Origin of the sequence: Solirhodobacter olei, assembly GCF_004010155.1 — a bacterium.
Lineage (GTDB): Bacteria > Pseudomonadota > Alphaproteobacteria > Rhodobacterales > Rhodobacteraceae > Solirhodobacter > Solirhodobacter olei.
This window is the reverse complement of the sequence record NZ_RRYH01000019.1, coordinates 119487-133752: the sequence shown is the minus strand read 5'-3', so window position 1 is coordinate 133752 and position 14266 is coordinate 119487. Positions and strand designations below refer to the sequence as shown.

14 protein-coding genes are annotated in these 14266 nt (G+C 64.0%); 3 read left to right on the top strand and 11 right to left on the bottom strand.

The window, feature by feature from the left end:
- Positions 1–478 precede the first annotated feature (478 nt).
- Positions 479–946 carry a cupin domain-containing protein gene (locus EIP85_RS14930; RefSeq protein WP_127903009.1) on the bottom strand — a complete coding sequence of 156 codons (468 nt, stop codon included), beginning with the start codon at positions 944–946 and terminating at the stop codon, positions 479–481.
- Between the two features lie 448 nt (positions 947–1394).
- Between EIP85_RS14930 and EIP85_RS14925 the strand changes: the two genes are divergently transcribed.
- Positions 1395–2183 (top strand): GNAT family N-acetyltransferase, encoded by a 789-nt coding sequence (locus EIP85_RS14925; protein ID WP_241560055.1) that lies wholly within the window; start codon positions 1395–1397, stop codon positions 2181–2183.
- Between the two features lie 260 nt (positions 2184–2443).
- Here EIP85_RS14925 and map read toward each other — a convergent pair whose 3' ends face one another.
- The 3 genes from map to EIP85_RS14910 form a co-directional block, all read right to left on the bottom strand.
- On the bottom strand, positions 2444–3193 hold the full coding sequence (map, locus tag EIP85_RS14920; RefSeq protein WP_127903007.1) for a type I methionyl aminopeptidase: 750 nt from the start codon (positions 3191–3193) through the stop codon (positions 2444–2446).
- Between the two features lie 229 nt (positions 3194–3422).
- A complete protein-coding gene (locus EIP85_RS14915; RefSeq protein WP_127903006.1) occupies positions 3423–4451 on the bottom strand; it encodes a trans-3-hydroxy-L-proline dehydratase in 1029 nt (342 codons plus the stop codon).
- A gap of 278 nt (positions 4452–4729) precedes the next feature.
- Positions 4730–5599, bottom strand: a complete 870-nt coding sequence (locus tag EIP85_RS14910) for a LysR family transcriptional regulator (RefSeq protein ID WP_127903005.1) — start codon at positions 5597–5599, stop codon at positions 4730–4732.
- A gap of 87 nt (positions 5600–5686) precedes the next feature.
- Between EIP85_RS14910 and EIP85_RS14905 the strand changes: the two genes are divergently transcribed.
- Positions 5687–5980: a YciI family protein gene (locus EIP85_RS14905; protein WP_127903004.1), complete on the top strand. Its 294-nt coding sequence runs from the start codon at positions 5687–5689 to the stop codon at positions 5978–5980.
- Positions 5981–5984: 4 nt separating this feature from the next.
- The gene (locus EIP85_RS14900) at positions 5985–6764 is read left to right on the top strand and encodes a sulfite exporter TauE/SafE family protein (protein WP_206615549.1); all 780 of its coding nucleotides are present in this window, start codon (positions 5985–5987) and stop codon (positions 6762–6764) included.
- 208 nt (positions 6765–6972) lie between these two features.
- Here the strand turns inward: EIP85_RS14900 and EIP85_RS14895 are convergent, their stop codons facing one another.
- The 7 genes from EIP85_RS14895 to EIP85_RS14865 form a co-directional block, all read right to left on the bottom strand.
- Positions 6973–7164: a helix-turn-helix transcriptional regulator gene (locus EIP85_RS14895; RefSeq protein WP_127903003.1), complete on the bottom strand. Its 192-nt coding sequence runs from the start codon at positions 7162–7164 to the stop codon at positions 6973–6975.
- 12 nt (positions 7165–7176) lie between these two features.
- The gene (locus tag EIP85_RS14890; protein WP_127903002.1) at positions 7177–7620 is read right to left on the bottom strand and encodes a hypothetical protein; all 444 of its coding nucleotides are present in this window, start codon (positions 7618–7620) and stop codon (positions 7177–7179) included.
- 162 nt (positions 7621–7782) lie between these two features.
- Complete coding sequence (locus tag EIP85_RS14885; RefSeq protein WP_127903001.1) at positions 7783–8307, bottom strand: nucleoside/nucleotide kinase family protein; 525 nt, start codon at positions 8305–8307, stop codon at positions 7783–7785.
- A gap of 256 nt (positions 8308–8563) precedes the next feature.
- Positions 8564–9724, bottom strand: a complete 1161-nt coding sequence (locus tag EIP85_RS14880) for a S41 family peptidase (protein WP_127903000.1) — start codon at positions 9722–9724, stop codon at positions 8564–8566.
- 288 nt (positions 9725–10012) lie between these two features.
- Entirely contained in the window at positions 10013–11281 is a 1269-nt protein-coding gene (locus tag EIP85_RS14875) for a D-amino acid dehydrogenase (RefSeq protein ID WP_127902999.1), read from the bottom strand.
- A 692-nt stretch (positions 11282–11973) separates the two neighbouring features.
- Complete coding sequence (locus EIP85_RS14870; RefSeq protein WP_127902998.1) at positions 11974–12909, bottom strand: LysR substrate-binding domain-containing protein; 936 nt, start codon at positions 12907–12909, stop codon at positions 11974–11976.
- A gap of 4 nt (positions 12910–12913) precedes the next feature.
- The gene (locus EIP85_RS14865) at positions 12914–14260 is read right to left on the bottom strand and encodes an NAD(P)/FAD-dependent oxidoreductase (RefSeq protein ID WP_127902997.1); all 1347 of its coding nucleotides are present in this window, start codon (positions 14258–14260) and stop codon (positions 12914–12916) included.
- Between the last annotated feature and the right edge of the window lie 6 nt (positions 14261–14266).

The following is a 14266-nucleotide window of genomic DNA, read 5'->3' as shown; positions in this document are numbered from 1 at the left end:
CCCATTCATTGTGGCAATGTGACGACGAATTCATGCAAGATTGGGCAAGGGTTCCGCCTGCCCGCTGCCGCCGCCAAAGGGGGGACACACACCGACCGTCGTGAGCCTTGCACTGGGGATGCAGGCGGAACCGGACGGTCGTGGCCTCAAGCTGCGCGAACGGCTGCGCTATCGGCGCGCCCCTCGCACGCAGAGGCCAGACGACGACGCTGACAGCACTTGTAAGCCATGCTGGCAGCCGTGTCGTATGGCAGCTTCCGGGCGTTTCGCAAAACCACCTGAACGTCCCAAAAATGGGCGCGCGTTGCTGCCGCTCATGCGCCGCGGGGCGAAAGCCCGGCCCAAGCCCGTCTTCGTCGACCCCTTAGGGCCGTGACAAGAGTGTCCGTCGAGGCACTATCAGTCAGCGGATGTCGCCCCGACGGAGGCTATGATCCCCGAGATGGGCTCAAGGAACGGGATGGACCTTTGCAAAGGATTATTCGCGGCGCCCTTCCTTGATGGTCACGCCAGTGGCGTCATCGACGATGCGCCAGCATGCTCCCTCATCGATCTGGGTGCGGCCGATATCGGGATAGTGGCAGCGGTCGTCGCCCGGCCGGCTGCCGAGGATCAGGATGGTCGCGGGCCTATCCGAGCGGTTCTCAACTGTGTGGGCATTTGGCACTCCACCGGGCCAGCAGCAGATATCGCCGGGGGAGAGTTCGTGCGGGCCATCGTTCTCGATCACCGTGGGGGTGCCAGAGAGGACGTAGAGGAATTCGTCCTCGACCTCGTGCCAGTGGCGGGTCGAGGTGCGGGCGCCGGGCTCCAGCACCTGGCGGTACAATCCAAACTGCCTAAGGCCACCAGCGTCGGAAAGGTATTCGATCCCTATCAGGCCATATTCGGGGCGGTTCTCGGCCGGGGCCTTGACCGTCTTCACGGTTCCGTCGCGGATGATCATCCCGCGCCTCCTGTGGAGTTGATGGCCGACGTTCCCTAAGTGGCCTGCAGGTCGAACGGATGGTCGCCTGATGTTGGTTGCCAATCAAGCCTCTTGCGCTCAGGGAGCGACGTCCGCCTCGCCCGCTTCCTGGCCCTCCGAACCGACCGCAGCGAAGGGCAGTTAACAGGGAACACCTGCCCACCGTTGAACGGGCGGGATGGGGCGCGTCTCTGTCCTTAACGCTCAGCCGCGATGCCTCGGGGCAACATAATCCCAGGCTACGGGGAGATCTGCCCCTCAGTGCAATTCCTTCAAGCGCGGTGTATTTTGCGAGGCAGTAGGACCGAGCTGGACGATTGAGGGAGTGGTCAATGGAGCGGACCCCGGCCAAGCAGACCATGCGTGGGTCGTTGAGGCAATGAGCACGGCAGAGTTCAGGCGCGCCCGGGGCGACGAGATCTCGCTGATGCTCGACTGGGCCGCCGCCGAGGGCTGGAACCCCGGCCTGGACGATACCGAGGCCTTCCTTGCCGCCGATCCTGAGGGGTTCTTCGTCGCCGATCTTGAGAGTGTGCCGGTGGCTGCGATCTCGGTCGTCAACCATAGCCCCAGCATGGCGTTTCTCGGGCTCTATCTTTGCCTGCCGGAGTTTCGGCATCAGGGCATCGGCTACGGGCTCTGGCGCTACGCATTGACCCATGCGGGCGGGCGCACTGTTGGGCTGGACGGGGTTGCCGCGCAGGAACCGAATTATGAGAAGTCGGGCTTTGTCCGCGATGGCTCGACCCTGCGCCTTGAGGCGCCGCTTGCGCCGCGACCCGATTCCAGGGTCCGGCCCTCCAGCACCGCAGATGGTGCGGCTATCGCTGCGCTCGACGCTGTCGCCAACGGCTATACGCGCGCCGCCTTTCTCGAAGCTTGGATTACACCCGCGGCGACACGCCGCTGCGTTGTTCTGGACGAGGCGAAGGGACCGGAGGGCTTTGCCGTGATCCGACTTTGCCAGTCGGGCGCCAAGATCGGCCCAATCGTCGCGGCTGACGCTGGCCGGGCGCTCGTATTGGCGCGGGCGGCGGCGGCCCTCGTTCCGTCTGAGCGCGCGATCATTGACGTGCCAGCGCAAAACGCAGCCCTTCTGGCCCAGTTGCATGCAATCGGCTTCAGCAAAACCTTCGCCACCGCCCGCATGTATCGCGGGCCGGCACCGCAATCGGGCGGTCTTCTGCAGGCAATCGGGACTATGGAGCTTGGTTGAGGATCATCGATTCAGGTGGCGGAGGTATGCTAAGGGATACCGATCCATCGACCATGACCAGGTCTTTTCGGCCGCTTCGGGCTGGCTGCCGGCTTTGGCTGAGGCAGCAAGCTTCACTTTCTGTATCTCAGATACGATCGTGACGAGCGGCAGCTCACGGGTAGATTCGCCCCGGCGTTGAAGGTCCGAATTGGCGGCGCGTAGTTGCCGTTGGTGATCCGTCAGCCGCATTGCAGCTCCGGACCCTCTTGGACACCCAGTCAGCCCGGTAGCGTAACAATGATCGGCGCGCGATGTGTTGCGACGACAGTGTGTTCGTATTGAACGGTCATGGCACGAGGATGGCTGTATAGGGTCCACTCATCGTTCCCCTCGGTTGCCATGAGGCCGCCCGTCGATAAGAACGGCTCCACTGTCAGTACCATCCCACTGCGCATCCGGCGCTTGTCCCCGCGTGTTGGCCAGGTGGCGATTTCCTCCGGATACTCATGCAGCGAGCGACCGACACCATGGCTCGCAAGGTTGCGGATCAGGGTATAACCGCGCGCGGAGGCGAATTGGCCGATAGCCTGACCGATGCCAGCCAGCGGCCTGTCGTGGCCGACCTGAGCGATCCCGATCTGCATCGCGCGTTTACCGTCCTTGCACAGGCGATCGAGGGAAGCGCGCACAGGAGGAACCCGAACGGTCGCTCCCGCATCGGCGAAGAAGCCGGCTTTCGAGGCGGACACGTCGATGTTCACCAAGTCACCGGGAGCAATGACCTTCTCACCTGGGATGCCATGCGCGATCTCTTCGTTCACGCTGATGCAGGTCGTTCCAGGAAAGTCATAGGTGGATCGCGGGGCGGACAGGGCACCTTCGCAGTCCAGAACCTCGCGCCCGATCTCGTCGAGTTCGCGTGTCGTCATCCCGGGTTCCAACGCCTTTGACATCACCTTCAACGTGTTAGCCACGATCCGGCCGATGGCCTTCATCCCTTCGAGCTCGTCATCTTTCGTAATCGTCATGGCGAATGCTCTTACTCGTGGAGTTCGGTCTCTCCCACATAGCGACGAACGTCAGGATTGTCCCGCCTAAGTGATCCCGAATGACCGGTTCCAAGATAACCGCTCGGTCGGCTCAATGTCTGAGGGCGCTCAGCAGCCCTTCAAGCCGCGCGCTGCGAAGGGCAACACCAAGCCCAATTGAGACATCCTATTGCTCAACCAGCGGTCGCGGTGCCGCGAGTAGAACCGCTCATCGGGCTCCCCAGGTATCGCTCAGCCGATATCCCTGCGGCCACGGGTCTGAGGGATCCAATTGATGTTGATGGGTGCCTGTAATCCAACCCCTTCCACTGATTTCCGGAAGGACCGCTGACACCTCGCCCACCTTCGTCGTTCCCAGAATGCGCCCCGAAAAGGTCGATCCGATCAGCGACACCGTCGTCAATCGTTCGCCCTGAGCGATCTGTTTCCTGGCGTGCAGCACGGCCAGCCTGGCAGAAAGGGCTGTCCCGGTGGGCGACCGGTCCACCTTTCCTGGTTGGATCGCCACGGCCGATCCCGCATGCAGGCCCGCCGCGTCCCGCGTCACGGAGCCCGCGAACAAGCAGAAGGAAATATGCCGCCAGTCCGGGTTGGTCGGATGCGCGAAGCCGAGCGCCTCCGTCGCCGCCCTGGCGATCCTTGCGCCGAGTCGGGCAATGTCATGGGCCTCGTCCGGCACAAGGCCGAGGCCCATGGCCGGGGCATCGACGATGACGAAACTGTCGCCACCGAAGGCCGTGTCCACCATCAACGTTCCGAGCCCTTCGACTTCGAGCTTTGCATCCAGCCTTTGCACGAAGCTCGGAACATTCTGCACGTAAATCCGCTCCGCCTTTCCGTCCCGACAGTCTGCCCGCACCCGCACAAGCCCGCCAGGGGCTTCAAGCGTGAACTCTGTGACGGGCTCGTGCATTTCGAGAATCCCGCTTTCCAGAAGGACGGTCGAGACGCAGATCGAGTTCGACCCGGACATAGGGGGCGTGTCTTCCGGCTCCATGATGATGAAGGCGGCTGCGGCCTCGGGATGTTTGGGCGGAACGAGCAGATTGACATGTCGGAACACCCCGCCCCGCGGCTCGTTCAACACGAAGTTCCGCAGTGTCTGGTCTTCCGCGATCCAGCAGCGTTGTTCCCAGAGCGTTTCTCCAGGTGGAGGCGCGACGCCCCCGACGATCACATCGCCAACTTCCCCTTCTGCATGAGCCGAGATGACATGAATGGTTTTGCTGCTGCGCATGGCTTGCTCCAGTCATTCCGCATTTGGCCGCTTGCACATTGGGGCCTTTCCGCGCCTCTGTCTGACGTTAGCCTCGGGTAGACAGAAAGGAAGATCGAACTGAAAAACCAATGGCAGCGTTGTCTGCAATCTGGACCTCGGATCCGATCGCGGCGGATGCCAGCTAGCGGGGAGCACCGCCCGGCCGTCGAACGGCCGAATTAGGGCGCGTTACAGCTGTTGCGAAGGCAGGCGTCGAGGGCAGCGGCCGGAGCGCCTTGCCGCTGCTCTCTCGTTCTTCAGTTCCGTCCGAAGAGCCCCTCGCACCATGACGCAACGGCCTTTATCCGGCCGAGGTGGGAAAGGTCCTGGTGCGTCAGTATCCATACTTCTCGCTCGGGTGGGGAAGCCGGGTCGTCCGGCAGTCGGCTGAGGTCGGGAAGCGTATCGCCGATCGCAGCGGGAAGCAGACTGCGCCCGAGGCCGGACCGGACAGCCGACAGCAGACCATCTGCGTCGTTAAGCGCGATGTTTGCCAGGTCTCCGCCCGAGCGCCCGATCCCGTTGAGCCAGACAGCCTGCGGCAGTTCAGCCATTTCCGGCTCGTAGGTGATCCACGGAAGTTGTTCTGGGTTTGGAGCCCGAGCTGCTGCGTAGACCCCGTATCGCAAGGTGCCGATGCGCCGGGCAAGAAGACGGTTTCCCGTTTCCGCGGCAGGTCGGGCGAGTCTGATTGCCATGTCAGCGTCGCGCCGCGTGAGATTGAGATCGCGAGTGTCGGCGATAATCTCGAGGCGAAGCTGGGGATGACGCCGCAGGAGCGGCGCCGATGCCGGAATGAGAAGGTGATTGACGAGGATGGGAACAGCCGTAAGCCGCACGGTCCCTGTTGCTTCCGCGGTCGTGGCGCCAAGAAGGGCCTTCAGATCGCCGATCGTCGTCTCGACCGCTTCGGCGCGTGCGCAGACGAGGGCCCCCGCCTCCGTCGGGACCAGGTTTCCCCGGCTGTCGCGCGAGAAGAGGATTGACGCGAGATCCGCCTCCAACTGGGCCAGCCTTCGTCCGACCGTCGTCGGGTCGACCCGCAACTCTCGGGCCGCCGCCGCATGAGAGCCGCCGCGCGCCACGGCGATGACGAACCGAAGGTCGTTCCAATCTAGCCCGTGCATTTCTGCATGTCCGCTGGGTCAAAATACTGCTTATCCCAGACTTCATGCACGCCTAGGCTTTCGCAAGTCAATATCGAGGGAGTGACCATGCTTTTCGCTGTCTTGTTCGAGGACGATCCCGCTTGCGGCCCTATCGCCCGCAAAAGCCACATGGGCGATCATCTCGCGTTTCTCGCGGCTCATGCGGCACAAGTCCGTGCCGCCGGCCCGCTGCTGGACGATGGGCAGATGCCTACGGGCGGACTATGGATCGTCGAGGCCGCGGGGCCTGAGGAGGTCAAAGCGTTGGTGCATGCCGATCCGTTCTGGCCGACTGGCCTGCGGAAAGCGGTCGACATCAGGCCGTGGCGCCAGGTCTTCCCGCCCGCTGTCACGCAGTAATACCATGCAGTATTTGCCTCTGCTCGCGATGCTGTCCGGTGGCCTTTCGTCATCAAAGCTCGCCTTTGTTATTGCCGCCGCCGCCTTGGCGGGGCTTTCCCGCGGCTTCTCCGGATTCGGAGCGGCCCTGATCTTCATGCCATTGGCGAGCGCCGTGATCGGCCCGCAAGTCGCCGCCCCGGTGTTGTTGATCGTCGATGCCGTTGCAGCGCTGTCGCTGCTGCCGGACGCCTGGGGGAAGGCGGACAAGACCCGGGTCTTCGTCATGGCGGCTGGGGCGGTCTTGGGCATTCCACTTGGCACGGCCGCGCTGGTCTATCTCGACCGGATCACCATGCGATGGCTGATCTCGGGCGTCAGCTGCGCCCTCTTGGCGCTGCTAATCTCCGGCTGGCGCTACCATGGACGGCCGCGCACACTCGCAACGGTATTGGTCGGAACCATGTCCGGGCTTTTCTCCGGCGCCGCCGGTGCCGGGGGGCCGCCCGTCATCGCCTATTGGCTCGGAGGCGCCGAACCGCGCAGCTTCATCCGAGCAAACATCATCGCCTATTTTGCGGTGGCTACCGTCATCGCCATTGCCAGCTACAGCCTTGGCGGGCTCTTCGCCTGGCGTCTCCTCGCGCTTTGTCTTCCAGTCGGCGCTGTCTATGCCCTGGCACTCCAGCTCGGCGCAAAGTTCTTTCGCCTGTCCGGAGATACCAGCTTCAGATGGGTGTCTTACGCGCTCATCGCCGGCGCAAGCATCGGCAGCCTGCCGGTGTTCGATCAGATCTTTCGGTGATCTGCAGACACGTTGGTAGGACGAGGGAACGCAAACAATGCGCTAGCTCGCTGGAACGCTGGCGTTCGCACTGGCCCATTCCAGATATATGCGATACCGAAGCGCTTCCCCGCCCCCAACCGAGGCATGCTTGCGGAACCGTTCAACGAAACGGCCGCCGGCCTGAGATCCTATATGGTTTCGCCGGCGAGGGTCTCTATCAGACAAATCATTGATCCTCAAAGACCGCTTCGATGGATCGGCCGAAGAGGCGTGCAATCTTGAAGGCGAGCGGCAGGCTAGGGTCGTACTTGCCGGTCTCGATCGCGTTGACGCTCTGGCGCGAGACGTCGAGACGGTCGGCCAACTCCGCTTGGCTCCAGCCACATTCGGCGCGCAGTTCCTTGAGTCGGTTCTTCATGGACCGACGCCTCTAGCGCTTCGCTGCCCACCACCAGGCACGGGCGACCAGAGAAGAGAGTAACTGAGCGAACACGAGCCCGACCCATCCCAGCGCAAAGTAGATGCCTGGCGTGTGGCGGTGAACAAGTTGGGTGAGGAAGGCACCGCCGTTTTCGAGCCACAGCAGCATGATCGGCGCGGTCAGCAGGATGGCCGTGGTGGAGCCTATCAACCAGGAGAACTTGCGCGCTTCTTTCTCCCGCTCATCGAGCCGGGGCCAGATGATCATCCATCCGACCGCTGCCGCCCACGCAAGGCTCGCGACCTTGGCCAAAGCCAGCCAGGGCGCCGCAGCCTGCATGTCGTGGGCGAAGACTCCCAATATGATGGCCGCTGCGCCGAACCAGATGACGACAGTACCGACGATGGCGATCGCCAGAGCTTTCAGGAACGCAACTTGGCGGCCGCTGAGCATGATCGACTATCCCGTCCGAATGACAAGTATACTTGTCAGAGACAGGCGCCTTTGTCAAGTTTGCTTGTCATGCCGCGGTCAGGGCTAACAGCAAGTTCCAGGTAACTCGTGCGAAACCGGGAACAGCCGAATGAGGGCGCTTTGCGGCCGTCAGGGATGGTATTACGAACGGCAGCGACGAGGCCCATAGAGGCCAACAGATAACTGACGAACAATTTCAGCCAGGTGCTCGCAGGTCGCCTCGAAATCCGCATCATCGGTGCGGAGGATGAGGTCGCTAAAGCGTCTTCGACCGTATCCTTGGCTGATCATTTCCCGGCTTCGGGCACACTCGCCGGTGCTCAGCCTCCGATCTCGGCTCTCGATCGCGCCGCTGTCGGCAACCAGGCCGATGCAATGGCATGAGATACCCATTCGCTCGAAGGTTCGAAGGAAGAACAGCCAATTCGTGCAGCGCACCGGATAGGCGACGATCACCCCCGCACGCCCACTCAAGGCCTTCACACTCGCTCCGACGATTTTTCGACTAGTTGCCAGACTCGAACAAAACCAATGCCCAGGGCCGGAAAGATCGTCCCCGTCAATGAAGCCGAAACCCAGTTTCGCTGCTACAGACCGTCCCAGAGTGGACTTGCCGACGCCGATTGCGCCATCGAACAGGAATACAGATTTCTGCATCGGCTTCATCGAGTCCCCTGAAAAAGCCTCATAGCATCCGGGGCCGGCTTTGTCCGCACCGTGAACAGTGACGGATGATCCTGGCAATCACAGGTTTCGAGGCATGGAACCCGCGGCCTTGAACGGCAGGGATCGGGGTGCACCGCGGCCGTTCCCCCATACCGTTGACCCAGTCACAACGGGGCGGGAAGGAAGATTTCGCTGTGGTCCGGATGAACAGCCGGTTTGCGGCCGCGACGGCCGGACAGGGAGGTGCCCTCCAGCGCTAACCTCGGACCATCGCGAGCGCCGCAGCAAGCGTCGTGTCGCGGCCAGCGGCGAGATCGGCGCCGGTCGGTGAAGCGACCAGGTCGGGCGCAAGCGACCCGGCCGGTACCATCTCGCGCGCAATCTCCGGCGGCGTCAAAACGGCGTCGGCCTTGCCTTCGGCCCAATCGTGCCAGCCGTCCGAATAGCGGATCGAGAGGCCGGACTGGGGCAATACCTCGGTGCCGCCCTCGGCGTGAAAGGCGGCCGCGTCTCCCATCTCTTCGCCGACGAGACTACCGCCCGCGTGGAACTTCAGCAGCGCCGCGGCGACGAGCGCCGCAGAGAAGGTGAACTTGTCGACCAACACCGCGAGTGCCGCCCCGGGAGCGACCTCCGGCAGGTTGCGCGCGAAGGCGGCAGCACCGAAGAAGTCGCCGCCCGGATTCCCGCGCAGATCGACCACGAGACGGCGGGCACCCCGGATCTCCGTCGCGATGGCCGCGAGTTGTGCCGCCGTCACCGGGGGCGGAGCGGCGCTGAGATCGCCGATCCGGACATAGGGGACTTGCCCTGCAAGCTGACGGAGGAAGGTCCCGCGCCTTGCCTCGCCGCCATCGGTGATCCCTTGGCGGGCGATCAGGCAGTCTGCCACTCCGCGCTCCCACACGGGATAGAGCGACTCCGCCGGGACCGTATCGGCAGCGGCGAGCTCAACCCGGTCCCCGCCGACGGTCGCAAAGCGGTAGACCGGGGCAGTCGGCACGCCTGTTGCCAGCGCGACAGCCGGCGTCCAGGCCAACATGAACCCGGCCAGCGCCCGCGCCCTCTGATCCGTGCCGGCAAGGTAGGGGCGCAGCCTGGCGAAGATATCCGCGACCGATATGCCGTTCACCGCAAGAAGCCGCGCGCCCGCTTGAGGTCCCTCGACGAGGCAGGGCCCGTCTGCCAGCCACACCAGGCGTATAGGCGCCACTCGGACAGCGCCATTCGCAATGGCGCGGCTGTGGCCATTCCGGCCGAGCGCCAGCGTTCGCATCGCTTCCAGCCGGAAACCGTCTATTGTGGCTGCTTGGGCAAGACGCGCCTCGGCCGCATCGAGGTCAGCCGCGGCGACCCCCTGGAATGCGGTGTCCTTCGCAGCGATCTCTCGGATCCGGCGGGCTTCGTCAGCGAGCATGCCGCGTTGTAGGCATCCTCGGCGGAACTTTCCACCTCTCCGGCTCGATGCCCAACCCGACGGGCGCAAGACTTGTCGCGCGGCTCGCGTAAGGGTCGCGGTGGCGGCTCGCGCCTGGGGGTCTTGGGCGGGCAACGTCGCAAACGTTCGCGTCGTCCGCGTCGGCGTTACCGCGAGTTAGTGCAGAGGACGGTCGGAATGGATCTTTGCCGCCAGAGCTACCCTGAATGTCCAGGCGAAGCACCAGTGCATGCTGCTGTATCAAAGAGGCTCCGCTCCGACCCTAGATCATGTCTTTCTTCCGCGGTATCGCGCCGCCGTCAGCCCATCGATCGGGATTTCCGGCGAGCGGCCGAGAACAAGATCGGCAACCAGCCGTCCCGATCCGGCTGACATCGTCCAACCCAGTGTGCCGTGTCCAGTGTTCAAAAAGAGGTTGGGATAATCCGTTGGACCGAGAACTGGTGTGCCGTCCGGCGTCATCGGCCGAAGGCCTGTCCAGCCCTCCGCGCGGGTGAGGTCGCCACCATCGGGGAAGAGATCATTGACGACATATCGGACGGTATCCGTTGCGTGTGGGCCAAGACGGCCGGAATAGCCGGCTATCTCGGCTTGGCCCGCGACCCGGATACGATCGCCGAGGCGGGTGATCGCAACCTTGTGGGTCTCGTCCATGACGGTGGATTGCGGGGCGCCAGCGTCATCGATCACGGGCAGGGTGACCGAATAGCCCTTCACTGGGTATACCGGCAGGCGAATGCCGATCGGGTTCAGGACCCTCGGACCGTATGAGCCGAGCGCACAAACATAGGCATCGCCCGTGACGCGCCCGATCGGATCGGTGTCGATGCCGGCCACGCGGCCATTCTCGATCGCGATGGCGCGGATCGTCTGACCATAGTGGAAGATCACACCTAGTTCCGCAGCCTTCTCGGCCAGTGCCATCGTGAACTTGCGGCAGTCCCCAGTGCGGTCGGCGGTCAGGCGCAGGCCTCCGACGAACTTGTCGCGCACCCGGGCGAGTGCCGGCTCGGCGGCGATGCAGCCGTCGCGGTCGAGAAGTTCGAACGGGCTATCGAATTCGGCCAGCACCTCCTGATCTGCCTTCGAGCCTTTCAGTTGCTTCTCGGTTCGGAACAGTTGCAGCGTGCCCCGCTCTCGCCCGTCGTAGTCGATGCCGGTTTCGGCAATCAGGTCGGGCAGCACGTCGCGCGAATAGTTCGAGATGCGCACCATGCGTGACTTGTTCAGCCGGTAGCTCTCAGCATTGCAGTTTGCCAACATCCGCGCACCCCAGACCCACATGGTCGGGCTGATCAGCGGCCAGATGAAGAGCGGCCGCCGCTTCATGAAGAGCCACTTCACCGCCTTCATCGGGATGCCGGGCGCGGCCCATGGCGATGTCATCCCGTAAGAGAGCTCACCCGCGTTGGCGTAAGAGGTCTCAAGGCCGGGACCCTGCTGCCGGTCGAGGACGATAACCTCGGCGCCTTGGCGAGCGAGATACCAGGCGGTCGTGACACCGACGACGCCCGCGCCCATGACAACCACTCTCATTCGGCTCCCCTCCCCCACGTCGACGATGTTCCAAGGCGTCGGCGAAAGCGCCCGCGTGAGCCTCAGTCTGGCGAAACCAAGTGGATCAAGCAATTGGGCTTGCGCAGGTCAGGCTCAGGCCTACTGGGCTCAGTGATTACTGCCCCTCAGAGTACATAACCCCTTCGTTTCTTTCTAAAACATTGGCCGTTATAGCTCGCCAAGGGACGATCCTCGGAGAAGAAGCGATCACGGATCTTGCAGAACTGGGTCATGGCAGAAACCTTCCCTGAGTTGCGCGCATTGCACTTCTACGTCCATCAGCCACTGTTGGGCTGCTCTACCGACTGTAACGGCATCAGAGCGGAGTTCCGGCGACAACATTATTTCGAAACCGAAGAGCACGGCCGAAACACGCCAGAGATCTGCACCGACTGCGCCGCCACATCTACGCTGTGTCCGGCATCAGCGCCCGCGGCGACGCAGCCCACTTCAGGCCGGACTACCATTCGTCTCGAATGCCCTCGGTCCCTCCCGTCCGCATCCGCGACCTGTCGAGCTGGGCGGACCAATCTGTCGCCATACCACCATAAATTCCTGTGAGATTCTGAGCGATCTTCGTATGCAGCATCAAGCTTCTACAGGCGAAGCCGACAGTCCTGAAGGTGGCGACGCTCGGCCTGGCGAGATAGCCCAGCCTGCTCCCCCCTCCTTCACTGCTCCAGGGAGCCCAGAAGATGGTCCACGAACCGGGCGACGGCCGGGCGCTGCAGGGCGATGGAGGGGCAGCGCAGGAAATTCCCCCGCCCTGCCGTCAGGGGCGCCGGATGCGCCACAACGAGGCGTCCGTCCTCGAGCATTGGTCGGATCATATGACGCCAACCCAGAATGACACCCTCTCCCGCAAGCGCGGCTTCGATCAGAAGGGCCACCTTGTTCGTGGACAGGCTCGACGGGCCGCGCTCCCACCGGGCATTCTGGGCGCGAAACCATTGTTCCCAGCCGAGCGGCTGCCATCCGATCGCGTCGGCACTCCAGTGGCGTTCGTGCAGATGCAGGAGATTGGCCTGATTCAGGCTCTGTGGCGTCTCGAAGGGGCCATGCGCGGCGAAGTAGTCAGGCGAGCAGACAGGCTGGGCCTCCTCGGGAAACAAGAAATGCAGCTCCTCCCCCACCTCGCTGCGCTCGTTGCCGCAGAGGAGCGCAATGTCCACACCGGAGTAGTTGCGCAGCGTCCCATCCTCGTCGGAGGCGAGGATCACGAAGCCAATCGAGGGATGTTCTGCGCGGAAGGAATCGATCAGCGGCTTCAGCCAAAAGGCCGCCATTCCGTCCGTGGCCGAGATCGTGACGGCCTGCGGCTGGATGTCCGGCCGAAGCAGGGCGACGCCACCACTGATCGTGTCCAGCCCCGCCGAAACCGCTTCAAACAGGTCGGTCCCCGCCGCGGTCAGCTCCAGCGCATTATGCTTGCGGACAAACAGCGGCACCTCGAACGCCGTCTCCAGCAGCCGGATCTGCTGGCTGACCGCGCCTTGGGTGATGTTCAGCTCCTTCGCCGCCAGCGTGAAGCTGAGGTGCTTGGCGGCGACCTCGAAGGTCGCAAGCGCGCCGAGGGAGGGAAGATGTCTTCGGCGAACGGGTCTCATGCGCTCATTCCGCCCTGGCCTGCCATTCCTTCCAGCGAAGATAGGCATTTGCGCCGATCGTGTCGAACGGATGCGGCGGCAGCAGCGCTGGCTCGACCTCTGCGAGGAAGAAGCGGGTGATCTCCGTATTGTGCCTGAGTGCGAGGTCGGCCGCACCGATCCCGGTCAGCGTGCCGCGGGTGGTGCCGAGCCCGTTCTGGACACAAGCCGAGTAGAGCCCCGGCTCGAGCTCGCGCATCACCGAGACGGCGTTTTTCGACAGGCAAAGGTGGCCGGACCAGGAGTGCTCGAACGGAATGCCCCTGAGGGTCGGGAAGCGCCGGTCGAACTTCCGGCGCATGCCGTGCACGACGCGCGCCAGATCGGCGGCACTGGTCTGCATGCCGGGGCGGTAATAGCCGCCCTGGCGGATGACGATCCGGTTGCCGCCCTCTGCGGTGGAGATCCGGCGGACCGTGCTTCCCATCGGGTCGGACGGGGTGATGCCCCAGCTTTCCCGTCCGCCGAGCGCGCGCAGTGCCTCGGGCGGAAGCTCTGCCGTCATGCAGGCGTTCAGCATGATGTGCATCAGCCGGCCCGACTTGAAGCCGAAGCTTTCAAGATGGCCGTTGTTGGCGAGGATCACTCTCGCCGCGCGGATGCGCCCGGCCGGGGTGGTGAGGGTCCAGCCTCCACCGCCGCTCTCGAAGGCAGTGACCGGGGAGCCCTCGAAGATGCGGACGCCGCGCGCGGCAAGGCCGCCGGCGAGGCCCCTGATGTAACCCGCGGGCTGGATCAGCGCGGTGCCCGGGGTAAAGAGGCCGCCGGTGTAGTAGACCGAGCCCGTGACTTCGCGCATCGCCTGCGCATCGAGCATCTCGTGCGGTTCGCCCATCTGGCGCAGATGCTCGGCGTAGCTGCGGTTGGCCTGCTCCCCCACGGTCGAGGCGGCGCCGTTGATCTTGCCCGACCTTTTGAAGAAACCCGCCGGCAGGCCGTAGTCGGCCACCACGCTCTCCGCAAAGTCGATGGCCTGCCGGTTAAGCCGTGTCAGCACCCGATCGTGGGCCTCTCCGGCGCCGGCATAGTCGGAGCTGGTCAGCTCGTGCGGCAGGTCGATCATGAAGCCGGAGTTGCGCCCGGCCGAGCTTTCGGCCACCCGTCCGGCCTCGATCACCGCGACCGAAATCCCCGGTGCCTCGGCCAGCAGATGGCGGGCCGCCGAAAGCCCGGCGAAACCCGCCCCCACGATGGCCACATCGCATCCAGCCTCGCCCGCCAGCGAGGGGAGAACAGGGGCCGGCGGCAGGATCGCATTCCAGCCGGCGGGGCCGGTATGGACGGGTAGCCGGGCCACATTGCGAAGGGTCATCGCACG

Coding starts and splice junctions, on each gene's coding strand:
- EIP85_RS14930 (WP_127903009.1), bottom strand. CDS start 946: ATGATCATCCGCGACGGAACCGTGAAGACGGTCAAGGCCCCGGCCGAG.
- EIP85_RS14925 (WP_241560055.1), top strand. CDS start 1,395: ATGCTCGACTGGGCCGCCGCCGAGGGCTGGAACCCCGGCCTGGACGAT.
- map (WP_127903007.1), bottom strand. CDS start 3,193: ATGACGATTACGAAAGATGACGAGCTCGAAGGGATGAAGGCCATCGGC.
- EIP85_RS14915 (WP_127903006.1), bottom strand. CDS start 4,451: ATGCGCAGCAGCAAAACCATTCATGTCATCTCGGCTCATGCAGAAGGG.
- EIP85_RS14910 (WP_127903005.1), bottom strand. CDS start 5,599: ATGCACGGGCTAGATTGGAACGACCTTCGGTTCGTCATCGCCGTGGCG.
- EIP85_RS14905 (WP_127903004.1), top strand. CDS start 5,687: ATGCTTTTCGCTGTCTTGTTCGAGGACGATCCCGCTTGCGGCCCTATC.
- EIP85_RS14900 (WP_206615549.1), top strand. CDS start 5,985: ATGCAGTATTTGCCTCTGCTCGCGATGCTGTCCGGTGGCCTTTCGTCA.
- EIP85_RS14895 (WP_127903003.1), bottom strand. CDS start 7,164: ATGAAGAACCGACTCAAGGAACTGCGCGCCGAATGTGGCTGGAGCCAA.
- EIP85_RS14890 (WP_127903002.1), bottom strand. CDS start 7,620: ATGCTCAGCGGCCGCCAAGTTGCGTTCCTGAAAGCTCTGGCGATCGCC.
- EIP85_RS14885 (WP_127903001.1), bottom strand. CDS start 8,307: ATGAAGCCGATGCAGAAATCTGTATTCCTGTTCGATGGCGCAATCGGC.
- EIP85_RS14880 (WP_127903000.1), bottom strand. CDS start 9,724: ATGCTCGCTGACGAAGCCCGCCGGATCCGAGAGATCGCTGCGAAGGAC.
- EIP85_RS14875 (WP_127902999.1), bottom strand. CDS start 11,281: ATGAGAGTGGTTGTCATGGGCGCGGGCGTCGTCGGTGTCACGACCGCC.
- EIP85_RS14870 (WP_127902998.1), bottom strand. CDS start 12,909: ATGAGACCCGTTCGCCGAAGACATCTTCCCTCCCTCGGCGCGCTTGCG.
- EIP85_RS14865 (WP_127902997.1), bottom strand. CDS start 14,260: ATGACCCTTCGCAATGTGGCCCGGCTACCCGTCCATACCGGCCCCGCC.